At 62.6% G+C, this 18,919-nt stretch carries 22 protein-coding genes; 8 read left to right on the forward strand and 14 right to left on the reverse strand.

Annotated elements, in window-relative coordinates; translation table 11 throughout:
* Nucleotides 1–104 precede the first annotated feature (104 nt).
* From KI611_RS05650 to KI611_RS05680, 7 genes are all read right to left on the reverse strand, one after another.
* Nucleotides 105–1,349 carry an EAL and HDOD domain-containing protein gene (locus KI611_RS05650; protein WP_226418850.1) on the reverse strand — a complete coding sequence of 415 codons (1,245 nt, stop codon included), beginning with the start codon at nt 1,347–1,349 and terminating at the stop codon, nt 105–107.
* A 9-nt stretch (nt 1,350–1,358) separates the two neighbouring features.
* Complete coding sequence (locus KI611_RS05655; RefSeq protein ID WP_226418851.1) at nt 1,359–2,735, reverse strand: phosphomannomutase/phosphoglucomutase; 1,377 nt, start codon at nt 2,733–2,735, stop codon at nt 1,359–1,361.
* Nucleotides 2,736–2,839: 104 nt separating this feature from the next.
* On the reverse strand, nt 2,840–3,796 hold the full coding sequence (locus tag KI611_RS05660; RefSeq protein WP_226418852.1) for a YheT family hydrolase: 957 nt from the start codon (nt 3,794–3,796) through the stop codon (nt 2,840–2,842).
* Nucleotides 3,793–4,224: a YybH family protein gene (locus tag KI611_RS05665; RefSeq protein WP_226418853.1), complete on the reverse strand. Its 432-nt coding sequence runs from the start codon at nt 4,222–4,224 to the stop codon at nt 3,793–3,795. Before KI611_RS05665 ends, KI611_RS05660 begins: the two co-directional genes overlap by 4 nt.
* Complete coding sequence (waaF, locus tag KI611_RS05670; protein ID WP_226418854.1) at nt 4,221–5,231, reverse strand: lipopolysaccharide heptosyltransferase II; 1,011 nt, start codon at nt 5,229–5,231, stop codon at nt 4,221–4,223. Before waaF ends, KI611_RS05665 begins: the two co-directional genes overlap by 4 nt.
* 73 nt (nt 5,232–5,304) lie before the next feature.
* The gene (locus tag KI611_RS05675; RefSeq protein ID WP_226418855.1) at nt 5,305–5,493 is read right to left on the reverse strand and encodes a zinc-finger domain-containing protein; all 189 of its coding nucleotides are present in this window, start codon (nt 5,491–5,493) and stop codon (nt 5,305–5,307) included.
* Nucleotides 5,494–5,509: 16 nt separating this feature from the next.
* Nucleotides 5,510–6,430 (reverse strand): branched-chain amino acid transaminase, encoded by a 921-nt coding sequence (locus tag KI611_RS05680; RefSeq protein WP_226418856.1) that lies wholly within the window; start codon nt 6,428–6,430, stop codon nt 5,510–5,512.
* Between the two features lie 89 nt (nt 6,431–6,519).
* On the opposite strand from KI611_RS05680, the gene KI611_RS05685 reads away from it, so the two are divergent.
* From KI611_RS05685 to mnmA, 3 genes are read left to right on the forward strand one after another with little or no spacing between them, the layout of a single operon-like run.
* Nucleotides 6,520–6,966: an NUDIX hydrolase gene (locus KI611_RS05685; RefSeq protein WP_226418857.1), complete on the forward strand. Its 447-nt coding sequence runs from the start codon at nt 6,520–6,522 to the stop codon at nt 6,964–6,966.
* Complete coding sequence (locus KI611_RS05690) at nt 6,966–7,520, forward strand: hypothetical protein (protein WP_226418858.1); 555 nt, start codon at nt 6,966–6,968, stop codon at nt 7,518–7,520. The genes KI611_RS05685 and KI611_RS05690 overlap by 1 nt, the downstream gene beginning before the upstream one ends.
* Nucleotides 7,513–8,610 (forward strand): tRNA 2-thiouridine(34) synthase MnmA, encoded by a 1,098-nt coding sequence (gene mnmA, locus KI611_RS05695; protein WP_226418859.1) that lies wholly within the window; start codon nt 7,513–7,515, stop codon nt 8,608–8,610. Before KI611_RS05690 ends, mnmA begins: the two co-directional genes overlap by 8 nt.
* A 6-nt stretch (nt 8,611–8,616) precedes the next feature.
* Here mnmA and KI611_RS05700 read toward each other — a convergent pair whose 3' ends face one another.
* Both KI611_RS05700 and KI611_RS05705 read right to left on the reverse strand, forming a co-directional pair.
* Nucleotides 8,617–9,195, reverse strand: coding sequence for an HD-GYP domain-containing protein (locus tag KI611_RS05700; RefSeq protein ID WP_226418860.1), 579 nt, complete (start codon nt 9,193–9,195; stop codon nt 8,617–8,619).
* Between the two features lie 217 nt (nt 9,196–9,412).
* Complete coding sequence (locus tag KI611_RS05705) at nt 9,413–10,021, reverse strand: glutathione S-transferase (RefSeq protein WP_226418861.1); 609 nt, start codon at nt 10,019–10,021, stop codon at nt 9,413–9,415.
* A 95-nt stretch (nt 10,022–10,116) separates the two neighbouring features.
* On the opposite strand from KI611_RS05705, the gene purB reads away from it, so the two are divergent.
* The 5 genes from purB (at nt 10,117) to KI611_RS05730 (ending at nt 13,443) form a co-directional block, all read left to right on the forward strand.
* Nucleotides 10,117–11,499, forward strand: coding sequence for an adenylosuccinate lyase (gene purB, locus KI611_RS05710; protein ID WP_226418862.1), 1,383 nt, complete (start codon nt 10,117–10,119; stop codon nt 11,497–11,499).
* Entirely contained in the window at nt 11,500–11,775 is a 276-nt protein-coding gene (locus tag KI611_RS05715; RefSeq protein WP_226418863.1) for a zinc ribbon domain-containing protein, read from the forward strand.
* A complete protein-coding gene (locus KI611_RS05720; protein WP_226418864.1) occupies nt 11,775–12,092 on the forward strand; it encodes a DUF2322 family protein in 318 nt (105 codons plus the stop codon). The genes KI611_RS05715 and KI611_RS05720 overlap by 1 nt, the downstream gene beginning before the upstream one ends.
* A gap of 133 nt (nt 12,093–12,225) precedes the next feature.
* On the forward strand, nt 12,226–12,681 hold the full coding sequence (locus tag KI611_RS05725) for a c-type cytochrome (protein WP_226418865.1): 456 nt from the start codon (nt 12,226–12,228) through the stop codon (nt 12,679–12,681).
* Between the two features lie 72 nt (nt 12,682–12,753).
* Nucleotides 12,754–13,443, forward strand: coding sequence for a cytochrome b/b6 domain-containing protein (locus KI611_RS05730; protein WP_226418866.1), 690 nt, complete (start codon nt 12,754–12,756; stop codon nt 13,441–13,443).
* Between the two features lie 65 nt (nt 13,444–13,508).
* Here KI611_RS05730 and secF read toward each other — a convergent pair whose 3' ends face one another.
* From secF to queA, 5 genes are read right to left on the reverse strand one after another with little or no spacing between them, the layout of a single operon-like run.
* On the reverse strand, nt 13,509–14,453 hold the full coding sequence (gene secF, locus KI611_RS05735) for a protein translocase subunit SecF (protein WP_226418867.1): 945 nt from the start codon (nt 14,451–14,453) through the stop codon (nt 13,509–13,511).
* An 11-nt stretch (nt 14,454–14,464) separates the two neighbouring features.
* A complete protein-coding gene (secD, locus tag KI611_RS05740) occupies nt 14,465–16,342 on the reverse strand; it encodes a protein translocase subunit SecD (RefSeq protein WP_226418868.1) in 1,878 nt (625 codons plus the stop codon).
* A 48-nt stretch (nt 16,343–16,390) separates the two neighbouring features.
* Nucleotides 16,391–16,714: a preprotein translocase subunit YajC gene (gene yajC / locus KI611_RS05745; protein ID WP_226418869.1), complete on the reverse strand. Its 324-nt coding sequence runs from the start codon at nt 16,712–16,714 to the stop codon at nt 16,391–16,393.
* A gap of 46 nt (nt 16,715–16,760) precedes the next feature.
* Nucleotides 16,761–17,870, reverse strand: a complete 1,110-nt coding sequence (gene tgt / locus KI611_RS05750; RefSeq protein ID WP_226418870.1) for a tRNA guanosine(34) transglycosylase Tgt — start codon at nt 17,868–17,870, stop codon at nt 16,761–16,763.
* On the reverse strand, nt 17,860–18,918 hold the full coding sequence (queA, locus tag KI611_RS05755; RefSeq protein WP_226418871.1) for a tRNA preQ1(34) S-adenosylmethionine ribosyltransferase-isomerase QueA: 1,059 nt from the start codon (nt 18,916–18,918) through the stop codon (nt 17,860–17,862). The genes tgt and queA overlap by 11 nt, the downstream gene beginning before the upstream one ends.
* Nucleotide 18,919 lies beyond the last annotated feature (1 nt).

The following is an 18,919-nucleotide window of genomic DNA, read 5'->3' on the forward strand; positions in this document are numbered from 1 at the left end:
CCGGGCGACAATCGTGCCGGGTTTGTTCCAGTCTGTCTGTGTCGCGACTGTCATCCCTTTGTCACGGCCTGTAATCGAACTGCACGCAGCTTACTGCACCGCGATCATTTGTCCTGCCCGATGCAGTTGGCCCAGTGCAGGGCACTGGTCTGGGCGCGATTGAGTGCCTTCGGGGTCAGGCCGGGAAGTCGGCCCAGATTTTCGGCCAGTTGCTCAAGATTGCCGCCCTCGCTGCTTTCCGCCAGGCGGAGCAGGTCGCCGAGCGGACCGCTGCCGGCGCACAGGGCTTCGCGCAATTCGGGGTTGAGTCCGAGTGAGGCGATCAGTTCGCTGATCGGCAGGCCGATCAGCGCCGGCATCAGTGACATGATGCCGGTCATGAAAGCCTTGTCGGCAAATGGCGCGTCTCCGGCCCGCATTTCCTCGGCCAGCAGTTCCATCAGTCGGCCACGCGTCGCCGCGATGAGCAGCAGGGGGTTGCTGGTTCCCGGCTGCTTGCCGGAGGCGAAAACCAGCAGTTGCAGCCAGCGCTGCAGCTGGCGGCGGCCGAGCACGGTGATCGCGTGGCGCAGCGAGGTAATCGTTTCGGTGGTTCCGGAGCCGACCGAGTTGGTCATGCGCAGCAGGTTGACCGTCAGGCCCGGCTCCGGTTTCAAGGCTTCTTCGAGTTCGCCGGTATCGGCATCGCCAAGCAGCAGGCCCATCAACTTCATCAGCGATACTTGCGAATGATCGAGCTTGCGGCCGGCAATGATCGTCGGCTTGGCAAAATAGTAGCCCTGGAACAGCGAAAACCCCAGTTTCAGACAGAGTTCCATCTGCTCGCGGGAATCCACCTTCTCGGCCAGCAATTGTTTGCCCAGTGGTTTCAGTTTAATCACCAGTTGCATCAGCTGGACGCGCGACAGCGGCTGGATATCGACCTTGACGATTTCGACCAGGGTGAGCAGCTCGACGAATTCCGGCTGGAGCTGGATGACGTCATCGAGGGCCAGCGTGAAGCCCGCCGCCTTCAGCGCCTTGCAGCGTTCGACGACGGCCGGGCTGGGCGGCACGGTCTCGAGAATTTCAAGAACCACGCAGTGGCGGGGCAGCAGTTCCAGCATGTCGCTGAACAGGAACTGCTCGTCGACATTGATGAAGCCGCGGCAGGTGCCCAGTGCCGCCTCGACACCCAGTTCGGAGAACGCGTTGGCAATGACCGTGGCGGTGGCTTGTACATCATCGGTGACTTCGGCGGCATTGCGTGTTCCGTTACGGAACAGGAGTTCGTAGGCGACGAGCCGCTGCTCGCGGTCGAGAATGGGCTGGCGTCCGAGAAATAACTGATCGGCGGCATCTTCGCTCACGAATACTCCTTAAAACGGTAGTTTAATCCCCGGCCAGACGGCATTCAGGGCCTGTCGGAAGTCGGCTTGAATCCGTTCCAGGGCGACCGCGTCATCCGCCTCGAAGCGCAGCACGACGACCGGAGTGGTGTTCGACGGCCGGGCCAGGCCGAACCCATCAGCGTATTCTACCCGCACGCCGTCGATGGTGATGATCTGCTCGGCACCGGCGAACTGGCCGGCGGCTTTCAGCTTGTCGATCAGCGTGAAGGGTTCGCCTTCGGCCATCTTGATATTCAATTCCGGGGTCGATGGCGAATTCGGCAGGTCTTTCAGCAGCGGATTGCCGTCGCTTGCACGCGCCAGGATTTCGAGCAGGCGGGCGCCGGTGTACAGGCCGTCGTCAAAGCCGTACCAGCGTTCCTTGAAGAAGCAGTGGCCGCTCATTTCGCCGGCCAGCGGGGCACCGGTTTCCTTCAGTTTGGCCTTGATCAGGGCGTGGCCGGTGTTCCACATCAGCGGTACGCCGCCGTGCTGGCGGATCCACGGGGCGAGGAGGCGGGTGCATTTGACGTCGTAAATGATCTGACCACCCGGTACGCGGGACAGCACGTCGGCCGCGAACAGCATCAATTGGCGATCCGGGAAGATGATTTCGCCGTCCTTGGTGACGACACCCAGCCGGTCGCCGTCGCCGTCGAAGGCGATGCCGAGTTCTGCGTCGGTTTCCTGCAGGGCGCGGATGACGTCGGCCAGGTTCTCCGGCTTCGACGGATCGGGGTGGTGATTCGGGAAGTTGCCGTCGACCTCGCAGAACAGCGGCACGATTTCGCAGCCGAGGCGCTTGAACAATTCCGGTGCAATCGCCCCGGCGACGCCGTTGCCACAGTCCATGACGATCTTCATCGGACGGGCCAGCTTGACGTCGCCGACGATTTTCTCGATGTAGGCGGACATCACGTCAGCCGTGCGTCGTTTGCCCTGACCATGCTGCAGCTTGCCGGACTCGGCGCGCCGCTTCAGATCCTGAATGGCATCGAGGGCCAGCGTCGTACCGCCGATGACCATCTTCAGGCCGTTGTAGTCCGGCGGGTTGTGGCTGCCGGTCACCGACACACAGGAGTGGCAGCCGAGTTCGTAGGCGGCGAAATAGGTGACCGGAGTCGGCACGCAACCGACATCGATCGCATCGATCCCGGCGGCGCAGATGCCATCCATCAGGGCGCCAGCCAGTTCGGGGCCGGAGAGGCGGCCGTCGCGGCCGACGGCGATGGCCGTCTGGCCCTGTTCGGCGGCCAGCGAGCCGAGGGCGTGGCCGATCCGGCGGACGACGTCGGCGGTCAGGGATTTGTTCACGATGCCGCGAATGTCGTAGGCCTTGAAGATTTCAGCGGGAAGTTGGCTCATTGGTTATCCAGTCGAGAGGTTGAAAGCGGGCGAAGGGCCAAGAATGCGCGGGTTTCGTTGCGGTTTCTTTGCGTCAGACCCAAGCTCACCTCGAGTGCACGAGTTTATGTGGTTTCAAAAAGAAAGAAATGCAGCAGGCGTTGTGGCAACCAGTCCAGGTTGCCCGGGAAACCGTCACTGACAAAGCCGACATGGCCGCCGCCGGCCGGTTGTTCCAGTTTGACGAGCGGGCTGACGTCGGCAGCGCCGGGCAGATGGCTGGCCGGGAAGAATGGATCGTTTGTCGGATTGACTGCCAGGGCCGGCACGGCAATCGATTTCAACCACGGCTTGGCTGAAGCACGTTGCCAGTAATCGTCGGCGCCGGCGAAACCGTGCAGGGGTGCGGTGACGGCATCGTCGAACTGGTACAGGTTGCTCGCCTGGCGCATGCGTATTTCATCGAACAGCCCGGGGAATCGGCGCAGACGGGCGGCCGAAACGGCTTTCAGGGTTTTCAGGAAATGCTGCGTGTAAACGCGGTTGAAGCCGTGCGCCAGATGGTGGCCGCAGGCCGCCAGGTCGAGCGGCGCGCACATGCCGGCGACGCCGGTAACCAGCTCGGCGGCAGTGCTGCCGCGTTCGCCAGCCCATTTGAGCAGCGCGTTGCCGCCCAGCGAAACGCCGGCCGCATGTAGCGGCCGGCCGTGGTTGGCGGTGTGCAGGCGGCGCAGGATCCAGTCGATTTCTGCCGAGTCGCCGGAGTGGTAGGCCCGCGGCCGGCGGTTCAACTCGCCGGAGCAGCCGCGGAAGTGCGGCAGGGCCAGACGCCAGCCGGCGGCCTGGCAGGCGTAGGCGGTGGATATGGCGTAGTGGCTGCGGGCGCTGCCTTCGAGGCCGTGGAAGAGCACCAGCCAGGGAGCGTCGGGCGGGCCATCGAGATGATCGACATCGATGAAGTCGCCATCCGGGGTGGTCCACCGTTCGCGCCGCAGTTTTAGCGGCTGTGGCTTGATCAGCAGCGGCCAGAGGGTTTGTGCCTGGCCGCCGGGCAACCAGGCCGGCGCTTGGTAGGGCTTCAATGCAGGGTATGCGGCACAGCGTCCGCCATGGCCTGGTGGCTGTCATCGGCCGCCGAGGCGTGCCGGCTGACCAGGCGCCAACCGTGGGCGCCACGGCTGTACACGTGCGTTACGTGCAACGGGCCGTGCGGGCTTGGGTCGTCGCCGACGAACAGCACTTCGGTCAGGTGATGAATGGCCAGCACCGAGCATTGCCAATGGGTGATCTGTTCGGCCTGGACACGAATTCGGGCGGTCGTGAAGATATTGCGCCAGCTTTCGCGAATCGGCACGATGCCGGTCAGCCGAACCCCGGTCGGGTGCACGCAGAGCGTTTCCTCATCTTCGGCCCAGAGCTGGATCAACAGATCGGCATCACCTTTGACGATGCTGTCGTAGAAGGCGTGTTCGACATCTTCGGGCGAGGCAAAGCTGGCTGGTGTGCTCATGCGGCTATCCGTTTCAGTGCGGCTTCAAAAACCATGTCTGGCGAGAGCTTGTTGAGGCAGTCGAGATGGCCGAGCGGACATTCGCGCTTGAAACAGGGGCTGCACGCGAGTTTCAGGCTGAGGATGGCGGCCCGGTCGGAGAGCGGCGGCGTGAAGCCCGGGGAGGACGAGCCGTAGAGCGTGACCAGTGGACGGTTGAGCGCTGCCGCGATATGCATCAGGCCGGAGTCGTTGCAGACGACGAGGTCGGTCATGGCCAGCAGGTCGACCGCCTGGCCGAGCGAGGTGGCGCCGCACAGGTTGCGGCAGAGGCCGGGAGCGAGTTGGGCGATTTCCTCGGCGACGGCGTGATCCTTGGGCGAGCCGAACAGCCAGATGGCGCAGCCCTGCTCGGCCAGTTTCCGTGCCAGCGCAGCGAAGTGGGCAGCCGGCCAGCGCTTGGCCGGGCCGTATTCGGCACCCGGGCAGAAGGCGACGATACGCGCTGGCCGTTGCAGCGCCAGTTCGCCCAGTGTTCTTTGCTGATCGGCGGCCGACGACCGAATTCTCGGGTAAGCAATCGGTTTGCTCGGCGCAACGCCGGGGGCTTCGGCCAACTGGGCGAAACGTTCGACCATCAGCGGCAAGGCCGCTTTGTCGAGGCGGTGATGGATGTTGATCAGGCCGTAGCGCGCTTCGCCGGTAAAGCCAATGCGTTGCGGGATGCCGGCCAGGAAGGGGACGAGTGCTGACTTCAGCGAATTGGGCAGGATGTAGGCGGCGTCATAGCCGCGCCGGGCAAGGTCGCGGCCAAGCTGCCAGCGCGCTTTCAGCGAGAGCTGGCCATGGGCGAAGGGGTTGTCGATCACTTCGCCGATTTCGGCCATGCGCTGCAGAACCGGGGCAACCCAGCGCGGCGCCAAGGCATCGAGCTGGAGGCCCGGATGCCTGGCGTGCAGTCGCGCGAACAGCGGCTGCGCCATGATGGTGTCGCCGATCCACGAGGGGGCGACGATGAGAGCCTTCATAAGAGCGGTTATTAGTCGCTGGTCATTAGTTGTTAGCAAAACCCGCTAGCGACTAACGACTGGCAACTACCGACTAATGATGTCCCTTGGGCGCTTCGCCCTTGAAGACGTATTTGGTGCTGCAGTAGGGGCAAACCACTTCACCGCTCGCCAGCACATCGAGGAAGACGCGCGGGTGCTGGCTCCACAGCGGTGCAGCGGGCTGTGGGCAGTGCAGCGGCAGGTCGTGGGCAGTGATTTCTACGGTCTTGTTGTCGGACATCGTGTGCTCCCTGAACTTAGATGTAGGCCAGCCAATCGGCGTGGGCTGCCGAGCGGCCGTTGACCACGTCGAAATACTTGTCCTGCAGCGCCTTGGTGATCGGGCCACGGAAGCCGGCGCCGATCTGGCGGTTGTCGAGTTCGCGGATCGGCGTCACTTCGGCGGCGGTGCCGGTGAAGAAGGCTTCGTCGGCGCAGTAGACTTCGTCACGCGTGATGCGCTTTTCGATCACTTCGATGCCCAGCTCGCTGGCCAGCTGAATGACCGTGGCGCGGGTGATGCCTTCCAGGCAGGCCGTCAGGTCCGGCGTGTACAGCTTGCCCTTCTTGACGATGAAGATGTTCTCGCCGGCGCCTTCGCAGACATAGCCTTCCGGATCGAGCAGCATGGCTTCGTCGTAGCCGTCGGTCAGCGCCTCGTTGTTGGCGAGGATGGAGTTCATGTAGTTGCCGGAGGACTTGGCCCGCACCATGGTGATGTTCACGTGGTGGCGGGTGAAGGACGAAGTCTTGATGCGGATGCCGCGCTGCATGCCTTCCTCGCCGAGGTAGGCGCCCCAAGGCCAGGCGGCGATAACGACGTGCACCTTGGCGCCCTTCGGCGAAACGCCCATCTTTTCCGAGCCGTAGAAGGCGATCGGGCGGATGTAGCCGGATTCCAGATTGTTGGCGCGGATCACTTCCTTCTGCGCTTCGTTGATGGTGGCCTTGTCGAACGGCATGCCCATCTGGAAGATGTGCGAGGAATTGAACAGGCGGTCGGTGTGGTCTTCCAGGCGGAAGATCGCGGTGCCGCGTTCGGTCTTATAGGCACGGACGCCCTCGAATACGCTCATGCCGTAGTGCAGTGAGTGGGTGAGGACGTGGGTGGTGGCTTCGCGCCAGGGCACCAGCTTGCCGTCTTGCCAAATAAAGCCGTCGCGATCCGACATGGACATGTTCGATTCTCCGTGTTGCGCCTGTGAAAGCCCATAATTCTAGCCCAATTCAGACGTTAAAATAACGCTTTTGACGATTGAGCCGTATCATGATCTGGAAACCGAATGTGACCGTTGCCGCTGTCGTGCAGCGCGACGGAAAATTTCTGCTGGTCGAGGAAGAAACCGATAGCGGGCTGGCTTTCAACCAGCCGGCCGGTCACCTTGAGGAAGGCGAGTCGTTGATCGACGCAGTCGTGCGCGAGGCGCTCGAGGAAACGGCCTACCATTTCAAGCCGACGCATCTGATCGGCGTCTATAACTGGAAGCATCCGAGCAAGGACGTGACCTATCTGCGCTTTGCCTTCGGCGGCGAGTTGCGCGGCTTTGAGGCGGAACGCAAGCTCGATGAAGGCATCGTTGCCGCCCGCTGGCTGACCCTCGACGAAGTGAAGGCGACGCAAGGCCGGCATCGCAGCCCGCTGATCCTGCGCTGTATCGAAGACATGGTCGCCGGCAAGTCGTATCCGCTCGATCTGCTGGTCCATTACGGCTGATGCGTCGCTGGCTGCTCGCCGTTCTGCTGGTGCTGGCTGGCGCCGCCGCGGCCGACGAGCAGGTGCGCATCTGCTATGGCTACGGTTGCCTGGTGCAGGCCGATATTCGGTACACGGAGCGGCAGCTAGGCGATGTTGACCGGCTGTTATCGGCAGCGCTGGATGCCGCCGACGAGCGCAAATTGCTGGCGCAGGCCGTCGGGCGGCTTTACGCTTTGGCTGGCGAGCAGTCCGATATCCACAATGACCGCGGCGGCAATTTCGCCGATGCCGGTATTTCCGGCAAGATGGACTGTATCGATCATTCGACCTCGACGACGCGCCTGTTGCAACTGCTCGACGCCCGCGGCTATCTGCGGTGGCACCGAGTGTTGGGTGCCGACGTCCGTTATTGGGCGTTGCTGTTCCCGGCGCATTATTCGGCGGTGATCGAAGAGAAAATGGATGGCGAAGCGGCGCGCTTCGTCGTCGATAGCTGGTTTGTCGATAATGGACAGCCGGCGGTGATTTTGCCGCTGGCCGACTGGAAAAAAGGGGCTGGGCCCGATGTCTGAGAAAACTGTAGTCGTCGGCTTGTCCGGCGGGGTCGATTCTTCCGTTGCCGCCTTGCTGCTGAAGCGGCAGGGCTGGAAAGTGATCGGCCTGTTCATGAAGAACTGGGAAGATGACGACACCGAGGAATACTGTTCGTCGCGCCAGGATCTGATCGATGTGATGAGCGTCGCCGACCGGATCGGTATCGATGTCGAGGTGGTCAATTTTGCCGCCGAATACCGCGACCGGGTCTTTGCCGAGTTCCTCCGCGAATACCAGGCCGGGCGGACGCCGAATCCCGACATCCTGTGCAATTCGGAAATCAAGTTCAAGGCTTTTCTCGACCACGCCATGCAGCTTGGCGCCGACAAGATCGCCACCGGCCACTATGCCGGCGTCCGCGAGTTCAATGGCGAGTACCAGTTGCTGAAGGCCGAGGACGGTACCAAGGATCAGAGCTACTTCCTGTATCGCCTGAACCAGGCGCAGCTGGCGAAAACCCTGTTTCCGCTGGCCGATCTCTACAAGCGCGAAGTGCGCAAGATCGCCGAGGCCGAGGGCCTGCACGTGGCCACCAAGAAGGATTCGACGGGCATTTGCTTTATCGGCGAACGGCCGTTCAAGGATTTTCTCAGTCGCTATCTGCCGCCGAAGAAAGGCGAGATTCGCCGCCTCGACGACGGCAAGGTGATGGGCGAGCACGACGGGCTGATGTTCCACACGCTCGGTCAGCGCAAGGGCTTGCATATCGGCGGCATCAAGGAAAAGGGCCGGGCCGGTGGCGGCGATCACGATGCATGGTTCGTCGCCGGCAAGGACATGGAGCAGAACATCCTCTACGTGGTGCAGGGGCATGATCATCCGGCCTTGTTCAGCGATGCGCTGACCGCCGAACAGCTATCCTGGGTATCCGGCCGGGCGCCGCATCCACACTGGGTCTATACCGCCAAGCCGCGTTATCGCACCGCCGACCAGCCTTGCGAAGTCGAGCGCGTCGATGGCGAAACCTGCGAAATCCGTTTTGCCGAGCCGCAATGGGCGCTGACGCCGGGTCAGTCGGTAGTCCTCTACGAGAGCCGGGTGTGCCTGGGGGGCGGGGTTATCCGCTAACGGCGATCAGTCGTCGCGGGCTCGCATCTCGGACTTCTCGATAATTGCCGAGAAGGCATGGAGCAGGTCGGGGTCGTGTTTGATGCCGCCCTCGCTGACCATGATGTCCATCACCGCCTGGTGGCGGCGGGAGGTGTGATAGGGGCGGCTGGCCGCCATCGCGTCGTAATTGTCGGTCAGTGAAATGATTCGCGAAAAAAGCGGGATGTCGATCCCCTTCAGCCCGTCCGGGTAGCCCGAACCATCGAAGTTCTCATGGTGATGGCGGACGATGCGGGCGACGTCGCTGGAGCCGTTGGCGCCGATTGCGAGGATGATGCGTTCGCCGATCATCGGATGCTGCTTCATGCACTCCCATTCCTCTTCCTCAAAAGGCGCCGGTTTGCCGAGAACGCTGTCGGGAATCCCGATCTTGCCAATATCGTGAAACTGGGCGCCCAGCGAAAGCAGGGCCAGTTCTTTTTCCGAGAGATCGATGTGGCAACCCAGCTCGGCCGCCAGGCGGACCACGCGTTCCGAATGCAGGCGGGTGTGATGGTCGCGTTCGCCCAGGGCGACGGTCAGGGATCGGACAATGTTTTCCATGGTCACACTCTCGTCTTTTTGCATCAAGGCTGTTGTTTGCTCCGCGAAGGGCGACAGATCTGCCGGTTGGACCAGAAATTGGGCGCAAGGGTTCGCACCAACGCAGCAAAATTTCCCGGGATATTCGTTTTTGCCGGATTGCGCCGCGCCCACCGCTTGGTGGGGCCGGCGCTGCAGTCGGCAAGAACCGGTCGAGCAGGGCTCGCCGGTGTGTCATTCAGTCGTGCGGCAGGGTGTCCGCGAACGACGGGCGCTGGATCAGCTTGGCGTGCAGTCTGCCCAGATTGGCGTGGCTTTCCTGCCAATTGATGTCGGCAAAGCGGAAATTCAGATAGCCGAGGGCAGAACCGACGGCGATATCGGCCATCGAGAAATGCGTACCCATGCAGAAAGGCGTTTCCCCCAGTTGTTCGGCCATGAATTCCAGGCCGCGCGTGACTTTGTCGCGCTGGCGCTGAATCCACTCGCTGTTTTGCTTGGCCAGCGGGCGTTTGGCTTCGAGATAGGCGGTCGCGGCGGCATCGCAGATGCCGTCGGCGAGCGCTTCCCAGCGCTTGACTTCGGTCCGCTCGCGATTGGGGGCGGGGAACAGCTTGTTGTTCGGGGTGACGTTGTCGATGTACTCGACGATGACCCGGGAGTCGAAAAGCGGGGTCGCGTCATCGAGCACCAGCACGGGGATTTTTCCGAGCGGATTGATGGTCGGCACTTTGCTGTCTTCCAGCCAGGGCGAATCGATCACGAAATCGTATTCGATTTTCTTTTCGGCCAGCACAATGCGGACTTTGCGGACAAACGGGCTGGTGTGGGAGCCGATCAGCTTCATCACATGCTCTCTGATTTGGGGAGTTGGATTATAGCGTATGGCGCTTGGCTCCGTCGGACGGGTAAAATTGCGGGCTTACCGAAAAGGATGTGTTTATGACTTTCAATCCCGTGACCGCCAATCTTCTGACTGCGCTCTCCCCGCTTGACGGCCGTTACGCCGGCAAGGTCGATGCCCTGCGCGAACATTTTTCCGAATACGGCCTGATCCGTCGCCGCCTGCAGGTCGAGATCGAATGGCTGAAGGCGCTCGCCGCCGAGCCGCATTTTGCTGAAATCCCCGCCTTTTCGCCGGCCACCATCGCTGAACTCGACGCGCTGGTGAGCAATTTCGGGCCCGAGCAGGCGGCCGAGGTGAAAGCCATCGAAGCCACCACCAACCACGACGTCAAGGCGCTGGAATACTGGATCAAGGACAAGACCAAGGCCAACGCCGAAGTCACCAAGGTCGGCGAGTTCATCCATTTCGCCTGCACGTCCGAAGACATCAACAACCTGTCGCACGCGCTGATGTGCAAGGGCGCCCGCGAGCAGGGCATGCTGCCGATGCTCGACAAACTGATCGAGCGCCTGCGCGAACTGGCCCACGTCAATGCCGAAGTGCCGATGATGAGCCGCACGCACGGCCAGCCGGCCACCCCGACGACGCTCGGCAAGGAAATGGCCAACGTCGCCTACCGCCTGCAGCGCGCCCGTGCCCGCATCGTCGCCGTCGAACTGCTCGGCAAGATCAACGGCGCGGTCGGCAACTACAACGCCCACCTGACGGCCTACCCCGGGTTCGACTGGGAAGGCTTCGCCAAGCGCTTCGTCGAGTCGCTCGGCCTGACCTTCAATCCGTACACCATCCAGATCGAACCGCACGACGCGCTGGCCGAGCTGTTCGATGCCTTCGCGCGGACCAACAGCATCCTGATCGACCTCGATCGCGATATATGGGGCTACATCTCCCTCGGTTTCTTCAAGCAGCGGGTCAAGGCCGGCGAAATCGGCTCGTCGACCATGCCGCACAAGGTCAATCCGATCGACTTCGAGAACTCCGAAGGCAACCTCGGCCTGGCCAACGCGCTGCTCAAGCACCTCGCCGAGAAGCTGCCGGTTTCGCGCTGGCAGCGCGACCTGACCGATTCGACGGTGCTGCGCAACATGGGCGTCGGCCTCGGCTACGCGCTGCTCGGCTACGATTCGCTGTTGAAGGGTTTGTCCAAGCTGGAAGTGAACGCCGACCTGATGAAGGCCGATCTTGACGCCAACTGGGAACTGCTCGCCGAGCCGATCCAGACGGTGATGCGCCGCTACGCCGTACCGAACGCCTACGAAAAGCTCAAGGAACTGACCCGCGGTACCCGCGTGTCGCGCGACGGCATGCAGGCTTTCGTATCCACGCTGGAAATTCCGGAAGCCGCCAAGGCCGAACTGCTCAAGCTGACGCCGTGGGATTACACCGGCAAGGCGGCCGAGCTGGCGAAGCGCATCTAGATGAAATGCAGCAAATGCGGGCAGGATGTGCCGGCTGACGCCATCTATTGCCCGCACTGCACCGGCGAGCGCCAGACCACGGATGGCGAAGTCATCCGCGGCGGCATCAAGGGCGGTTTGCTCGGCCTGCTGATCGGCGCGCTGCCGATGCTGGTGCTTCTCTACATCTATGGTCCCGAGCGCGGTATCAAGGCGATCGTCTTTGCCGTGCCGGTGGCCACTTTCACGACCGGACTGATCATTGGGCTGGTCAAAGCCAAACGGGACTGGAAATAATGTCTTTTGCTGAAAATCTGAAAAAACTGCCGGGTATTTCCCATCTGGCCGCCATCAACCTGCTCGATGCCGAAGGCAAGCTGATCGCCGCCATCGAAAACAAGCCGGGCAGCCAGGGCTCGCTGGCCGTGTACAACCATCTTGCCCAGACCTATGGCTCGATCAATGCCGAGGCGGCGAAAAAAGGCCTGGAAATCTTCGCCGAACATACCGAAGATGCCCGCCTGCATGCTGGCAAGCACCCGAATATCGATCGTTTGCTGGCGGTCGAAGGCGGCCAGCCGGCGCTGCGCGTCAAGCACGTTTTCGCCGTTTGAGAGCAGCCCGGGGGCGCCCCCGATCGATTGAATGTCATATCCGCCGGTTATAATTTTGGCGGAATAAATTCGACACGCTTGTCGTTAGCCACGTTGCAATGTCCTTCCTCTCAACAACAACGGAGAAAACAGAATGAAATCCAAGCTCTTGCTCGCCCTGCTGACCGTCACCCTGGCCGGTACGGCCGCGGCCCAGGTCAAGACCGACGACGCCATCAAGTTCCGCCAGTCCGGTTACGGCTTCATGGCCTGGAACATGGGCCGCATCAAGGCCAACGTCGAAGGTCAGTACAACAAGGATGAGGTCATCAAGGCGGCCAACGCCATTCAGGCGATTGCCAACTCCGGTATGGGCGCCCTCTATCCGCAGGGTTCCGACAAGGGAACGGGCTGGGAAGCGACCCGCGTCAAGCCGGAATTCTTCACCAACAAGGACGGCGTCACCAAGGTCGCCATGGCCTTCAACAAGGAAGCCAACGAAATGGCCAAGGTTGCCGCCAGCGGCGATGCTGCCGCCGTTGGTGCCCAATTAGGCAAGCTGGGTGGCACCTGCAAGGGCTGCCACGACGATTTCAAGGCCAAGAAGTAAGCAGGGCTTGGCGTAGTCATCGACAGGCACCTGCGGGTGCCTGTTTTTTTACCCATAAGAAAAGGTCTGGATATGAACAGCAAAAAAATTCGTTTGTGGGATCTGCCAACCCGGCTCTTTCACTGGTTGCTGGTGCTCTGTGTGCTGGCCGCCGTGGTCAGCGGGCAGCTCGGCGGCAACCTGATCGACTGGCATGGCAGGATCGGCCTGCTGATCGTCGGCTTGCTGGTTTTTCGGCTGGTCTGGGGCATCGTCGGGTCGACCTATGCGCGGTTCCGGCAATTCGTTCCGACACCGGCCAGGATCAAGGCTTATCTGCGCGGCGAGTGGCAGGGCGAAGGTCATAACCCGCTCGGCGCACTGGCTGTTTTTGGCCTGTTGGGCCTGCTCATCGCGCAGGTCTTGAGTGGGCTGTTCAGCAATGACGACATTGCTTTTGTCGGGCCGTTGTTCGATCTGGTCAGCAAGAATCTGAGCAATCGCCTGACCGGCATCCATCATCTGCTTTCCAATCTGCTGATTGCGCTGGTCGTGCTGCACGTCGCTGCCATCGCCTTCTATGCGCGGGTCAAGAAGCAATCGCTGGTCAAGCCGATGATCACCGGCTGGAAACAAGGCGAGGGCGAGTCGGCCAGCGGTGGTGGCTGGCTTGCCTTGATCGTCGCGCTGGTGCTTGCCGGCGCTGGCGTCTATGGCGCCAGCGGTGCCTGGTTGCCGGAACCGCCGCCTCCGCCGCCTGCCGCCGAAACGCCGAGCTGGTAGAAAGCGCCTGAGCAAAGAAAAAGCCGCCAGACTGGCGGCTTTTTTGCGTCGGCCAAAGACCTCGCTTAAACGACCGCGCCGTCCTCGTTGGCGCCTTCGATAACCTTCTTCTGGATGGCGAATTGCTCGCGCGAGACGCCCAGCCACATGACCAGCGGGCTGGCGACCAGGACCGAGGAGTAGATGCCGAAGAGGATGCCGATGGTTAGCGCCATGGCGAAGTAGTGCAGGGTTTCGCCGCCGAAGACCAGCATCGACAGCACCATCATCTGGGTACAGCCGTGGGTGATGATCGTCCGCGAAATGGTGCTGGTGATGGCGTGGTCGAGAACCTGTGGCGTGGTCATGCCGCGTACCCGCTTGAAGGTTTCGCGGACCCGGTCGAAGACGACGACCGATTCGTTCACCGAGTATCCGAGCACCGCCAGCACCGCCGCCAGTACCGACAGCGAGAACTCCCACTGGAAGAAGGCAAAGAAGCCGAGGATGATCACCACGTCGTGCAGGTTGGCGATGATCGCCGAGACCGAAAAGCGCCATTCGAAGCGGAACGCCAGGTAGATGACGATGCCGATGACGACCAGCAGCAGGGCCAGTGCGCCGTTTTCGGCCAGTTCCTTGCCGACCTGCGGGCCGACGAACTCGACGCGGCGCAGGCTGGCGCCCGGCGCGTCGGCTTCCAGCGATTTCATCACCGCTTCGCCGAGTTGGGCGGTGTTCTGGTCGCCTTTCAGCGGCAGGCGGATCATGACGTCCTGCGAGGAGCCGAAGTTCTGCACCGCGTAGTCGGTAAAGCCGGCCTTGCCGAGCGAGCCGCGCACTTTTTCAAGGTCGGCGGTCTGCTGGTAGGCGACTTCGATCAGCGTGCCGCCGGTGAATTCGACCGACAGGTGCAGGCCCTTGCTGAACAGGAAGACCACGGCGAGGACAAAGGTGATCAACGAGATGACATTGAACGTCAGCGCATGGCGCATGAACGGAATGTCTTTGTGGATGCGGAAAAATTCCATGGTCGTGTTCCTTATTTCTGACCGTTTGTCGCTGCGATGCCGGGCTTCCAGATCTGGCCGATGGCGACTTTGCCCAGCTTCTTCTGGTGGCCGTAGATCAGGTTGACCAGGGCGCGGGAGACGACGACCGAGGAGAAGATCGAGGTCAGGATGCCGAGGCAGTGCACCACGGCAAAGCCGCGGATCGGGCCGGAACCGAAGATGAGCAGCATCAGGCCGACGATCAGCGTGGTGACGTTGGAGTCGAGAATGGTCCCGAAGGCGCGCTCGTAGCCTTCAAAAATGGCCCCCTGGGCCGGCATGCCGGCACGTAACTCTTCGCGGATGCGTTCGTTGATCAGCACGTTGGAGTCGATGGCCATACCGAGCGCCAGTGCGATGGCGGCGATGCCGGGCAGGGTCAGCGTGGCTTGCAGCAGCGACAGCAGGGCGATCAGGAAGAGCAGGTTGGCGGCCAGGGCGAGTACCGAAACGACGCCGAAGACCTGGTAATAGATGATCATGAAAACGGCAATTGCGGCAAAACCCCAGAGCGTCGAATGGAAGCCCTTCTGGATGTTGTCGGCGCCGAGGCTGGGGCCGATGGTCCGTTCCTCGATGATGTCCATCGGCGCGGCCAGCGAACCGGCGCGCAGCAGCAGCGCGGTATCGTTGGCTTCGCTGGTCGTCATGCGGCCGGAGATCTGCACGCGGCCGCCGCCAATTTCGCTGCGGATGACCGGTGCGGTAACGACTTCGCCCTTGCCCTTTTCGATGAGCAGGATGGCCATCCGCTTGTTGATGTTTTCGCGGGTGACGTCCTTGAAAATGCGGGCGCCGGCCGAGTCGAGCGTCAGGTGCACGGCGGCTTCGTTGGTCTGGTGATCGAAGCCGGGCTGGGCGTCGGTCAGGCGGTCGCCGGTCAGGACGACCTGCTTCTTGACGAGCAGCGGCTGGCCGCCGCGTTCGTTGTACACCTCGGTGCCGAACGGCGGATTGCCGGCCAGCGCGGCTTCGAGCGCGCCGGGGGAATCGTCGACCATGCGGATTTCCAGGGTCGCGGTGCGGCCGAGGATGTCTTTGGCCTTGGCCGTATCCTGCACGCCGGGCAACTGGACGACGATGCGGTCGGCGCCCTGCTGCTGGATCACCGGCTCGGCGACGCCGAGTTCGTTGATCCGGTTGTGCAGCGTGGTGATGTTCTGCTTGAGCGCGAATTCGCCGATCTTCTTCTGCGCTTCCGGCTTCAGCATGGCGACCAGCTTGAGGTCGGTGCCGTCGTCCTGCTCGGTGATCAGCAGGTCGGGCTGGCTGTCGCCGATGGCGCTTTTCGCCTTGCTGCGGACGTCGGCCTCGCGGAAGCGGACGACCAGACGGTCGCCTTCGCGGCTGATGCCGGCATGGCGCAGGTTCTTGTCGCGCAGCACGGTGCGCAGGTCGCCGGAGGTCGAGTCGAGGCGCTTGGTCAGCGCGCCCTTCATGTCCACCTGGAGCAGGAAGTGCACGCCGCCGCGCAGGTCGAGGCCGAGGTACATCGGCAGCGCATGCAGGGCGGTCAGCCAGCTCGGCGAGGCGGCCAGCAGGTTCAGCGCAATGACGTATTGCGGTTCGGCGGCATCCGGGTTGAAGGTCTTTTCCAGGATATCCTTGGCCTTCAGCTGGGTGTCGGTATTCTTGAACCGGGCCTTGACGCCGACGTTGTCGAGCTGGATGCCGTCATGGGCGATCCCGGCAGCCTTCAGGGCTTCCTCGACGCGGCTTTTCGCCTTGTCATCGACCTTGATGGTGGCCTTGGCGCTGGAAACCTGGACGGCCGGCGATTCGCCGAAGAAATTGGGCAGGGTGTAGATGAAGCCCAGCACCAGCGCCACGGCGACGATGATGTACTTCCAGAGTGGGTAGCGATTCATAGTGGCTTTAAAGCTAAAAAGGCGGCCAGCGGCCGCCTTCTGGGGTGATTACAGCGACTTCAGCGTGCCCTTCGGCAGTACCAGACCAATGGCCGGCTTCTGCACGACGACTTCCGTGCCTTCGGCGATTTCCAGCGTGACGTAGCTGTCGCCGACCTTGACAACCTTGCCGACCAACCCGCCGCCGGTGACGACTTCGTCGCCCTTGGCAATGGCAGCGATCAGTGCCTTGTGTTCCTTGGCCTTCTTCATCTGCGGGCGAATCATCAGGAACCACAGCACGACGAACATCAGGATCATCGGCAGAATTTGCATGAGACCACTGGTCGGGTCGGCGGCGCCGGCGGTTTGAGCGTGGGCAAGACTAATCATTGAATTACTCCGGGGAAGCTAAAGAAAATCAGAACGCAAGATTCTATCACCCGCCCGAGGAACGGTCGCGGGCAAAGCTCGACGCCCATTCGCGCAGCGTGCCGGCCTCGATGGCGGCGCGCATTTCGGCCATGATGGTTTGATAGAACTGCAGGTTGTGGATGGTGTTGAGCATGCTGCCAAGGATCTCGCCGGTCCGGAACAGGTGGTGCAGGTAAGCGCGGCTGAACTGGCTGCAGGTGTAGCAGGAGCAGGACGGGTCGAGCGGCCCGGTGTCGGTCTTGTGCCGGGCATTCTTGATCTTGACGTCGCCGAAGCGGGTGAACAGGTGGCCATTGCGGGCATTGCGCGTCGGCATCACGCAGTCGAACATGTCGATGCCGGCTTGTACCGAATGCACCAGGTCTTCCGGCGTGCCGACGCCCATCAGGTAGCGCGGCTTGTCGGTCGGCATCTTCGGTGCGGTGTGGGCGAGGATACGCACCATGTCCTCCTTCGGTTCGCCGACCGAGAGGCCGCCGATCGCCATGCCGTCGAAACCGATGTCGTCGAGGCCGGCCAGCGACTCGTCGCGCAGCGCTTCGTGCATGCCGCCCTGGACGATGCCGAACAGCGCGTTAGGGTTTTCCAGCTTGTTGTGTTCGTCGCGCGAACGCTGCGCCCAGCGCATCGACAGGCGCATCGACTTGGCGGCTTCGTCGTAGCTGGCCGGGTAGGGGGTGCATTCGTCGAAGATCATCACGATGTCGGAATTCAGGACCTTCTGAATCTGCATCGAGATTTCCGGGGTCAGGAAGAGCTTGGCGCCGTCGTGCGGCGAGCTGAACTTGACGCCTTCCTCGGTGATCTTGCGCATGGCGCCCAGCGAAAAGACCTGGAAGCCGCCGGAATCGGTGAGGATCGGCTTTTGCCAGTTCATGAAGTCGTGCAGCCCGTGGTGGGCGGCGACCACCTCGAGGCCCGGGCGTAGCCAGAGGTGGAAGGTGTTGCCCAGGCAGATCTGCGCGCCGATGTCGTGCAGGCCTTGCGGCGTCATCGCCTTGACCGTGCCGTAGGTGCCGACCGGCATGAAGACGGGGGTCTGGACCTGGCCATGGGCCAGCGTCAGGGTGCCGCGGCGGGCGGCGCCATCGGTTTTCAGGAGTTCAAATTGCATCGGATTTTTCCAGGAGCATGGCATCGCCATAGCTGAAGAAGCGGTAGCGCTCGGCTACGGCGTGGGCATAGGCGGCGCGGATGTGGTCGTAGCCGGCAAAGGCCGAGACGAGCATGAGCAGGGTCGATTTCGGCAGATGAAAATTGGTGATCAGCCGGTCGACGACTTTGAAGCGGTAACCGGGCGTGATGAAAATCGCCGTTTCGGCCGGGCCGGCGTTGACCGTGCCATCGGCATTGCCGGCCGATTCGAGGGCGCGCAGGCTGGTCGTGCCGACGGCGATGATGCGGCCGCCGGCAGCGCGGGTGGCGGCGATGGCTTCCGCCGTGGCGGCTGGGATGTCGAAACGCTCGCTGTGCATCCGGTGCTCGGCGATCTTGTCGACGCGCACCGGCTGGTAGGTGCCGGCGCCGACGTGCAGGGTCAGGAAGGCGGTGTGCACCCCGCCGGCGCGCAGCGTTTCGAGCATCGCTTCGTCGAAATGCAGGCCGGCGGTCGGTGCCGCCACGGCCCCCGGTTCGCGGGCATAGACGGTCTGGTAGCGCGTCTCGTCGGCGCCTTCGGCCGGGTGTTCGATATAAGGCGGCAGCGGCAGCTTGCCATGGCGCTCGGCCAGTTCCCACAGGTCGCTGCCGCCGATCGCCGGCGGCGCCAGTTCCAGCGCGAAGAATTCGCCGCTGGCCCCGGCCCGGCCGGTGACGACGACGGTGAACGCGTCGGCCAGCATCAACCGGGTGCCCGGTTTGGGCGACTTGCTGGCCCGCACCTGGGCGATGGCGTGCGTCGCATCGATGATCCGCTCGAGCAGAACCTCGATCTGTCCGCCCGTGTCCTTCTGTCCGAAAAACCGGGCCTTGATCACCCGGGTGTCGTTGAAAACCAGCAGGTCGCCGGCCCGCAGCAGTTCCGGCAAGGCGGCGAAGCGGCGGTCGACGAGCTGTTCGCCGCAGACGTGGAGCAGCCTGCTGCCGGCGCGTTCGGGCGCCGGGTGCTGGGCGATCAGTTCGGGTGGCAGGGGGAAGTCGAAGTCGTCGACGGAGAACGACATG

Origin of the sequence: Dechloromonas denitrificans, from assembly GCF_020510685.1 — a bacterium.
Lineage (GTDB): Bacteria > Pseudomonadota > Gammaproteobacteria > Burkholderiales > Rhodocyclaceae > Azonexus > Azonexus denitrificans_A.

Excerpts from the sequence above, each read along its gene's own strand:
- KI611_RS05720 (WP_226418864.1), top strand. The coding sequence starts at position 11,775 with ATGTCTTTTGCTGAAAATCTGAAAAAACTGCCGGGTATTTCCCATCTG.
- KI611_RS05700 (WP_226418860.1), bottom strand. The coding sequence starts at position 9,195 with ATGGAAAACATTGTCCGATCCCTGACCGTCGCCCTGGGCGAACGCGAC.
- KI611_RS05680 (WP_226418856.1), bottom strand. The coding sequence starts at position 6,430 with ATGTCCATGTCGGATCGCGACGGCTTTATTTGGCAAGACGGCAAGCTG.
- purB (WP_226418862.1), top strand. The coding sequence starts at position 10,117 with ATGACTTTCAATCCCGTGACCGCCAATCTTCTGACTGCGCTCTCCCCG.
- KI611_RS05725 (WP_226418865.1), top strand. The coding sequence starts at position 12,226 with ATGAAATCCAAGCTCTTGCTCGCCCTGCTGACCGTCACCCTGGCCGGT.
- KI611_RS05730 (WP_226418866.1), top strand. The coding sequence starts at position 12,754 with ATGAACAGCAAAAAAATTCGTTTGTGGGATCTGCCAACCCGGCTCTTT.
- secD (WP_226418868.1), bottom strand. The coding sequence starts at position 16,342 with ATGAATCGCTACCCACTCTGGAAGTACATCATCGTCGCCGTGGCGCTG.
- KI611_RS05715 (WP_226418863.1), top strand. The coding sequence starts at position 11,500 with ATGAAATGCAGCAAATGCGGGCAGGATGTGCCGGCTGACGCCATCTAT.
- secF (WP_226418867.1), bottom strand. The coding sequence starts at position 14,453 with ATGGAATTTTTCCGCATCCACAAAGACATTCCGTTCATGCGCCATGCG.
- queA (WP_226418871.1), bottom strand. The coding sequence starts at position 18,918 with ATGTCGTTCTCCGTCGACGACTTCGACTTCCCCCTGCCACCCGAACTG.
- tgt (WP_226418870.1), bottom strand. The coding sequence starts at position 17,870 with ATGCAATTTGAACTCCTGAAAACCGATGGCGCCGCCCGCCGCGGCACC.
- mnmA (WP_226418859.1), top strand. The coding sequence starts at position 7,513 with ATGTCTGAGAAAACTGTAGTCGTCGGCTTGTCCGGCGGGGTCGATTCT.
- KI611_RS05665 (WP_226418853.1), bottom strand. The coding sequence starts at position 4,224 with ATGAGCACACCAGCCAGCTTTGCCTCGCCCGAAGATGTCGAACACGCC.
- KI611_RS05705 (WP_226418861.1), bottom strand. The coding sequence starts at position 10,021 with ATGAAGCTGATCGGCTCCCACACCAGCCCGTTTGTCCGCAAAGTCCGC.
- yajC (WP_226418869.1), bottom strand. The coding sequence starts at position 16,714 with ATGATTAGTCTTGCCCACGCTCAAACCGCCGGCGCCGCCGACCCGACC.
- waaF (WP_226418854.1), bottom strand. The coding sequence starts at position 5,231 with ATGAAGGCTCTCATCGTCGCCCCCTCGTGGATCGGCGACACCATCATG.
- KI611_RS05675 (WP_226418855.1), bottom strand. The coding sequence starts at position 5,493 with ATGTCCGACAACAAGACCGTAGAAATCACTGCCCACGACCTGCCGCTG.
- KI611_RS05685 (WP_226418857.1), top strand. The coding sequence starts at position 6,520 with ATGATCTGGAAACCGAATGTGACCGTTGCCGCTGTCGTGCAGCGCGAC.
- KI611_RS05690 (WP_226418858.1), top strand. The coding sequence starts at position 6,966 with ATGCGTCGCTGGCTGCTCGCCGTTCTGCTGGTGCTGGCTGGCGCCGCC.
- KI611_RS05655 (WP_226418851.1), bottom strand. The coding sequence starts at position 2,735 with ATGAGCCAACTTCCCGCTGAAATCTTCAAGGCCTACGACATTCGCGGC.